Raw genomic sequence first — 6,882 nt, forward strand, 5'->3', positions numbered from 1 at the left:
TGCCAAGTCCCGCAACGCCGCATGGCGCCATTTGCCGCGCAACCCGCAGGGCCGGGCGGCGCGGCCGCGTACGAAACGGGAACAAACCCTATCGCGGACCCACCTGTCAGGCAACCGAACGTACCGCTGCAGTTGTCGCAAATCCTGCCGATAGCCTCTTTATCCGCTGCGCAATTGGAGTTCCGCACATGTTCAGATCCATCCAGACCGCCTTCGCCGCATTGGCCGGCGCCTGCACCCTGGCCGTGATCGCCGCACTTCTGCTGTATGCGATGGTTTCCGGAATGCGCAGCCAGGCGCTGGTCGAGGAGCGGACCCGTTCGCTGATCGACGGCATGGTCGAGCAGCGCGTCACTGCCCTCGCCCAGACCCAGGTCAGCCGCATCCAGGCACAACTCCAGGCCCCCCTGCAGATCGCCACCGGCCTCGCTCGAGTACACACCCTGACCGGCCTCAGCGATAACGAAGGGATGCCGATGGCCAACCTGACGCGCGAAGAGCTGATCAATCTGGCGCGACAGACCCTGCTCGAGAACCCCAATCTGACCAGCACCTACATCGCCTGGGAGCCCAACGGCGTGGACGTCAACGACGTCATGTACCGCGGCGACGCCCCGGGCATGGTCGACGGCCGCTTCGCCAGCTGGATCTACCGCGACGCCAGCGGCCAGATGGTGGTCGACAAGCTCACCGACATCGAGGACACCCGCCTGCTGGAAACCGGCGTGCGCGCCGGCGAGTACTACCTCTGCCCGCGCGAGCAGCTCAAGCCCTGCGTAGGCGATCCAGCACCCTACGAGATGAATGGCAAGACGTCGCTGCTGTCGTCGTTCAATGCGCCGATCATAATCGAGGGCAAGTTCCACGGTATCGTCGGCGCGGACATCAGCGTCGACTTCATCCAACAGCTGCTGAGCGAGGCCAACGCCCAGCTCTACGGTGGCGTCGGCCAGATCGCGCTGATCTCCAACAACGGCCGCCTTGCCGCCTACAGCCGCGACACCAGCCTTATCGGCAAGCCCGCCGCACAGATACTCGACGCCGAGGAGCAGGCACTGGTCAAGCAGTTGCCGGCCGGTCAGACCCACTATCGAATCGATCAGGCCCGTGGCCGCGTAGCGCTGTTCCTGCCGTTTTCCTTTGCCGGCACCGAGGCCCGCTGGGTGCTGATGCTGGAGCTGCCGACCGCCGAGGTGATGAAGGAGTTGGACCAGTTGATGGTCGCCCTCGCCGACGAAAGCCGCAGCAGCCTTGCCACCATGCTGGTCATCGGTGTGCTGATCGGCCTCGCCGGTCTGCTGGCGATCTGGCTGATCAGCCGCCGCATCACCCGCCCGCTGCGCGAAATGGTGGTCATGCTGGACAACATCGGCCAGGGCGAAGGCGACCTGACCCAGCGCCTGAACATCGACAGTCGCAACGAGCTAGGCCAGATCGCTGCCGGCTTCAACGCCTTCCTCGCGCGCCTGCAGGGCATGATCGGCGAGGTCGTCAGCTCGGTGCAGAAAGTGAGCGATGCCTCCGAGCACACCGCCGACATCGCCATCCGCACCGACAAGGGCGTGCAGACCCAGCTGGCGGAAATCGAGCTGGTGGCCACTGCCGTGCACGAAATGACCGCCACCGCCCAGGACGTGGCGCGCAACGCGACCCAGGCCGCCGAAGCCGCCAACAATGCCGATCGCGCGGCCAATCAGGGCCGGCACATCGTGCAGGACACCGGCTCGACCATCACCGAACTGGCCGACGAGATCGGCCGCGCGGTGGAGGTGGTGCAGACGCTGGCCCGCGACAGCGAGAACATCGACGCCATCCTGGTGACCATTCGCAGCATTGCCGAGCAAACCAACCTGCTCGCCCTCAACGCGGCAATCGAGGCGGCCCGCGCCGGCGAGCAGGGACGCGGCTTCGCCGTCGTGGCCGACGAGGTCCGCAACCTGGCGCAGAAGACGCAGCAGGCGACCGGCGAGATCCAGCAGATGATCCAGCAGCTGCAGAACGGCACGCGGGATGTGGTGCAGGTGATGGAGCAGAGTCAGAGCCGCACCCAACGCAGCGTCGAGCAGGCGGATGCCGCCGCCGAGGCGCTGCAGGCGATCACCCAGGCGGTCTCGCTGATCAACGACATGAACAACCAGATCGCCAGTGCCGCCGAGGAGCAGAGCGCGGTGGCCGAAGACATCAACCGCAACGTCACCAACATCGGTCAGGTCGCGCAGGAAGTTGCCGGTGGCGCCGAGGAAGCCAGCCAGGCCAGTGCCGGGTTGACGCGCCTGGCCGAACAGCAGCGTCGCCTGATCAACCAGTTCAGGGTGTGACGACGACGTAGCCGCGCCGGTTCATGCCGGCGTGAGGCACTCCGGCCCGTCGATACGCGGGTCATTCACCACGGTTGCCAGTGGGCGCTCACGCAAGGCTGGCTGAGGCTGGGCCAGCAGCGCCTGCAATGTCTCGAGCGGTGTTTCGGGATCAAGCCAGGCGGCCTGCCCGGCTTCATCAAGCATCAGTGGCCGACGCAGCGTAGCCGCGGGCAGCGTCACCACGGCGGCGCTCAGATACGTATGACCCTGTACCGGATAGGCTTCCCAGAGTGCGGCGAAATAGCCGAGCGAGCCTTCGCTGGTCATCCAGTACGGGCGCTTGCGCGCCGCGCCACGCCACTCGTAGAAGCCGTTGGCCGGCAGCAACCCGCGGCGCAGGCGAAACGCCTCGCGAAACATAGGCTGTTCGCTGATGGTTTCTGCCCGGGCCTGGGCAGGGGTGCGCGTCAGATCGGTAAGCCAGGCCGGGGTCAGCCCCCAGCGCACGCGGCTGAGCTGCAACTGCGCATCGACCTGACGCAGCAGCAGCACCGAAGCGCCAGGCGCGAGGCTCCAGTGCGGTTGCTGATCAGAGGGGAAGCCGGGCAAGGCAGCGAAGTCCTGGCTCCAGCGGAAAAGGGCGTAGCGACCGCACATAAAAAGACTCGTCAGCAGATCAGTTCGCCGGGGTAACTCTCCGGTTCATCGCCCGGCAACGGCTCGGCGCCATTGTACGCAGCGATCAGCTGACGTGCCCGCTCGGCATCCGCATCCGCAACCATCAGTCCGAGCAGCCCGGCCGCCGGCAGCTCGCCCATGGCGCCGATCAGATGACTACCCGCCAGGAATGCCTCAATGCCCTCGGCAATCAACATGCCGCTGAGCATCTCCGCCTCCAGCAGATCGCGCGGCTCGTAGATACGCCGCATCATTCGTCCTCCCCGCGGGTTTCCAGCTGCCACTGTTCACCGTCCGTACGCAGATCGAAGACGATCGGCCGGCAACACACGGCGCAGTCCTCGATGTACTGCTGATCGCCCGCGCTGAGATCGAGGACGGCCTCGACCGGCTCGCCGCAATAAGGGCAATGAAAGAGCTGTGTTTCCAGCATCGGTCCTCCGCGTGACTTGTCGCTATAATCGCCGTCTTTAAAGGTCGCTGATTCGAACCTTTAGAAGACCGACTCGGTGTGTCCCGCAATTGGGCACCCTGGGCCGCAAGCAGGATTTCACAGGCATGAGGCGAAACGGCCGTTTACTCGATGAGTATGAGCCAGCCGGCTCCGGTCCGTTCCGCAAATTGCCTGCCCATCCGTTGCAGGCCCGTTCCTCGTTTCCTTTACAGAGAGCATGATGGACGAATTCGAAGCCATCCGACCCTACGCCGACGCCGAAGTACCGCTGGTCATGGCGCGCCTGTTCGCCGATCGCGAGTTTCTCGACATTCTGGCGCACTTCCGTTTCCCGCGACTGGCCGACAGCATGGGCTGGCTGATCAAGCCAGTCATTTCGCGGAGGTTGCGCAAGCAGTTCGCCAGTATCCGCACGGTAGACGCACTGCAGCACAAGATCGAGGCCTACATCGACCGCACGATCGAACGCGCTACCGACGGCGTGACCTTTTCCGGCCTGGAGCAGCTCCAGCAGGGACGAGCCTATCTATTCCTGGCCAACCACCGCGACATCGTCATGGACCCGGCGTTCGTCAACTATGCGGTCTATCAGGCCGGCATCCGCACGCCGCGCATCGCCATCGGCGACAACCTGCTGCAGCGCCCCTTCGTCAGCGACCTGATGCGTCTGAACAAGAGCTTCATCGTGCGCCGCTCCATCAGCGGGCGGCGCGAGAAGCTGGCGGCTTACCAGGTGCTGTCGGCGTACATCAACCATTCGATCCGCAACGATGGCGAGTCGGTGTGGATAGCCCAGGCCGAAGGGCGCGCGAAGGATGGGGACGACCGCACCGATTCGGCGATCCTCAAGATGCTGCACATGAGCCGCAAGGACGAGGCGTTCGCGGACGCACTGGCGGCACTGCGCCCGGTGCCGGTGGCGATCAGCTATGAATACGACCCATGCGACCAGGCCAAGGCCCGCGAGCTATACATCCGCGCCACCACCGGCACCTATACCAAGGCACCGGGCGAGGACGACGCGAGCATTGCCCTGGGCATCACCGGCTACAAGGGACGCGTGCACATCGCCTTCGGCACGCCCATGGAGCGCGCGCCCGAAGATTCCAAGCAGATGGCCCTGGCGCTGGACCGCCAGATTCTCGGCAGCTATCGACTGTTCCCGGTGCACTACCTCGCGTACCGCCTCTGGGACAACCGTGATCCGGATATCCAGGTGCCCAGTGCCGCCGAGCTGTTCAGTCGCGAGGAAGTGGAGCGCGCCGAAGCCGAATGGAGCAAGCGTCTGGCCGCCTGCCCGAGCGTGCAGCAGCCCTATCTGATTCAGCAGTACGCCATGCCGGTGCGCAATCAGTACCGGCTCAACGCCGGTCTGGAACCCTGAACCCATAAGGCCCGCAGTACCTGATCTGCGGGCCCTTCAGCGAACCGAAAACACGTTCAGAGTAGCCGTGAGGCCATCGACAGCCCCAGACCGAGCAGCAGTCCAGCCCCGCCTACCCTGTTGAACAGCTGATTGACGCGCTGAGTCGCGCCATCTCTCGTCGACGCAGTTTCCAGTGCGGAAGCGACCAGCGGCCGCCGCAGGGCGCGTGTCTCTCGCCACTGCGTCGCCAGTAGCAACCAGCCGCCGCACAGCGCGCATAGCAGCGCCAGCCCGTTGAGAAGCAATGCTGGGGCGATCACCAGCCCCGACTGCGCTTGTAACACCATTCAGATTTTCCTCTCTTCGAAGTCGCCCAGGCAGCCGCGTAGTGTATCCAGACGCCCGCCAGGATTCCGAACTCCCCGACGGAGCGATGTCAGCTCTGCACCATTATCAGGCCAGCTTATGACGCGCTCTTCACCGGTCGGCCTTGACTAAAGGTCGGGCGCGCCGGCACCCTCGGCATACCTCGAAACGGCGAAATAGAGCCTGTGCGGGGGCGGCAGCCAAATGCGATAACGGTCGTTGGACGAGCATCCTTTCTCCATCGAGCGGTTTCCGCAACCCAGGCGCTGCAGGCACAGCTCTTCAGGCCGAATCACATGGCGCAGCAGCAGCGAGCGCCACGGGGAATCAGCTATTCAGAAATGACAGGACGAGATAATGAAAATAACAATGTTCACAACCGGAGCGCTCACGCTTTCACTGCTGGCCAGTAACGTCATGGCTGCGGTGTCCGAAACCGAGGCGGCCCGCCTCGGCAACGAACTGACGCCGATCGGCGCGGAGAAGTCCGGCAACGCTGCAGGTACCATTCCAGCCTGGACCGGCGGCTTGGCTCAGGACGCTGCGACGGTGACACCAGACGGTTTCGTCAGTGATCCTTACGCCAGCGACAAGCCCAAGTTCACCATCACGGCGCAGAACTACGAGCAGTACAAGGACAACCTGACACCTGGGCAGATCGCCATGCTCAAGCGCTATCCAGACAGCTACCGCCTGCCGGTTTACGAGACACGCCGCAGCGCAGCCATGCCGCAGCATGTCTATGACGCCGCCGCGCGCAATGCCACGCAGACCAACATGGTCCGCGGCGGCAACGGCCTGGAAAACTTCGAGAAGGCTGTCGCCTTCCCGATTCCCAAGGACGGCCTGGAAGTCGCCTGGAACCACATCACCCGCTACCGCGGCGGCTCGGCGCGGCGCGTCGTCGCCCAGGCCACGCCACAGGTGAACGGCAGCTTCAGCCTGGTTAAGTTCGTCGACGAGGTGGTCTATACCGACACCCTGACCGACTACAACCCCGAGAAGCACGGCAACGTGCTGTTCTACTTCAAGCAGCAGGTCACCGAGCCGTCCCGCCTGGCCGGCAACGTGCTGCTGGTACACGAGACCCTGGATCAGGTGAAGGAACCGCGCATGGCGTGGATCTACAACGCCGGCCAGCGGCGTGTACGCCGCGCCCCGCAGGTCGCCTATGACGGCCCGGGCACTGCAGCCGACGGCCTGCGCACCTCCGACAACCTGGACATGTTCAACGGTGCGCCGGACCGCTACGACTGGAAGCTGATCGGCAAGAAAGAGGTGTACATCCCCTACAACTCCTACCGCCTGGATTCGCCCGAGCTGAAGTACGAAGACATCGTCAAGGCCGGCCATATCAATCAGGACCTGACCCGTTACGAGCTGCACCGCGTATGGGAAGTGGAAGCCACGCTGAAGTCGGGCGAGCGCCACATCTATGCCAAGCGCCACTTCTTCATCGACGAAGACACCTGGCAAGCTGCGGTGATCGACCATTACGACGGCCGCAACCAGCTGTGGCGCGTAGCCGAGGCGCACAGTCTGTACTTCTACAACGTGCAGGTTCCGCTGTACTCGATGGAGGCCCTGTACGACCTCATCTCTGGCCGCTACCTGGTCATGGGCATGAAGAACGAAGAGAAGAACCCCTACACCTACAACTACAAGGCCAACTCCAACCAGTACACCCCAGCTGCCCTGCGCAACTCCGGCGTACGCTG

7 protein-coding genes are annotated in these 6,882 nt (G+C 64.1%); 3 read left to right on the forward strand and 4 right to left on the reverse strand.

Annotated elements, in window-relative coordinates; genetic code table 11:
* Nucleotides 1-188 precede the first annotated feature (188 nt).
* Nucleotides 189-2,318: a methyl-accepting chemotaxis protein gene (locus LO50_RS21180; RefSeq protein WP_044316266.1), complete on the forward strand. Its 2,130-nt coding sequence runs from the start codon at nucleotides 189-191 to the stop codon at nucleotides 2,316-2,318.
* Between the two features lie 21 nt (nucleotides 2,319-2,339).
* Here the strand turns inward: LO50_RS21180 and LO50_RS21185 are convergent, their stop codons facing one another.
* From LO50_RS21185 to LO50_RS21195, 3 genes are read right to left on the reverse strand one after another with little or no spacing between them, the layout of a single operon-like run.
* Nucleotides 2,340-2,957 (reverse strand): SOS response-associated peptidase, encoded by a 618-nt coding sequence (locus tag LO50_RS21185; RefSeq protein ID WP_044316267.1) that lies wholly within the window; start codon nucleotides 2,955-2,957, stop codon nucleotides 2,340-2,342.
* A gap of 11 nt (nucleotides 2,958-2,968) precedes the next feature.
* Nucleotides 2,969-3,229 carry a putative signal transducing protein gene (locus LO50_RS21190; protein ID WP_014821315.1) on the reverse strand — a complete coding sequence of 87 codons (261 nt, stop codon included), beginning with the start codon at nucleotides 3,227-3,229 and terminating at the stop codon, nucleotides 2,969-2,971.
* Nucleotides 3,229-3,411 carry a CPXCG motif-containing cysteine-rich protein gene (locus tag LO50_RS21195; RefSeq protein WP_003302744.1) on the reverse strand — a complete coding sequence of 61 codons (183 nt, stop codon included), beginning with the start codon at nucleotides 3,409-3,411 and terminating at the stop codon, nucleotides 3,229-3,231. Before LO50_RS21195 ends, LO50_RS21190 begins: the two co-directional genes overlap by 1 nt.
* 238 nt (nucleotides 3,412-3,649) lie before the next feature.
* On the opposite strand from LO50_RS21195, the gene LO50_RS21200 reads away from it, so the two are divergent.
* On the forward strand, nucleotides 3,650-4,816 hold the full coding sequence (locus LO50_RS21200) for a 1-acyl-sn-glycerol-3-phosphate acyltransferase (protein WP_044316268.1): 1,167 nt from the start codon (nucleotides 3,650-3,652) through the stop codon (nucleotides 4,814-4,816).
* Between the two features lie 56 nt (nucleotides 4,817-4,872).
* Here the strand turns inward: LO50_RS21200 and LO50_RS21205 are convergent, their stop codons facing one another.
* On the reverse strand, nucleotides 4,873-5,145 hold the full coding sequence (locus LO50_RS21205; protein ID WP_023444172.1) for a hypothetical protein: 273 nt from the start codon (nucleotides 5,143-5,145) through the stop codon (nucleotides 4,873-4,875).
* A 388-nt stretch (nucleotides 5,146-5,533) separates the two neighbouring features.
* On the opposite strand from LO50_RS21205, the gene LO50_RS21210 reads away from it, so the two are divergent.
* Nucleotides 5,534-6,882, forward strand: a 1,349-nt coding sequence (locus tag LO50_RS21210) for a DUF1329 domain-containing protein (RefSeq protein ID WP_044316269.1), incomplete at its 3' end; no start/stop codon positions are given.

It is taken from the genome of Stutzerimonas stutzeri (genome assembly GCF_000935215.1).
Lineage (GTDB): Bacteria > Pseudomonadota > Gammaproteobacteria > Pseudomonadales > Pseudomonadaceae > Stutzerimonas.

Excerpts from the sequence above, each read along its gene's own strand:
- LO50_RS21180 (WP_044316266.1), top strand. The coding sequence starts at position 189 with ATGTTCAGATCCATCCAGACCGCCTTCGCCGCATTGGCCGGCGCCTGC.
- LO50_RS21185 (WP_044316267.1), bottom strand. The coding sequence starts at position 2,957 with ATGTGCGGTCGCTACGCCCTTTTCCGCTGGAGCCAGGACTTCGCTGCC.
- LO50_RS21190 (WP_014821315.1), bottom strand. The coding sequence starts at position 3,229 with ATGCGGCGTATCTACGAGCCGCGCGATCTGCTGGAGGCGGAGATGCTC.
- LO50_RS21195 (WP_003302744.1), bottom strand. The coding sequence starts at position 3,411 with ATGCTGGAAACACAGCTCTTTCATTGCCCTTATTGCGGCGAGCCGGTC.
- LO50_RS21200 (WP_044316268.1), top strand. The coding sequence starts at position 3,650 with ATGATGGACGAATTCGAAGCCATCCGACCCTACGCCGACGCCGAAGTA.
- LO50_RS21205 (WP_023444172.1), bottom strand. The coding sequence starts at position 5,145 with ATGGTGTTACAAGCGCAGTCGGGGCTGGTGATCGCCCCAGCATTGCTT.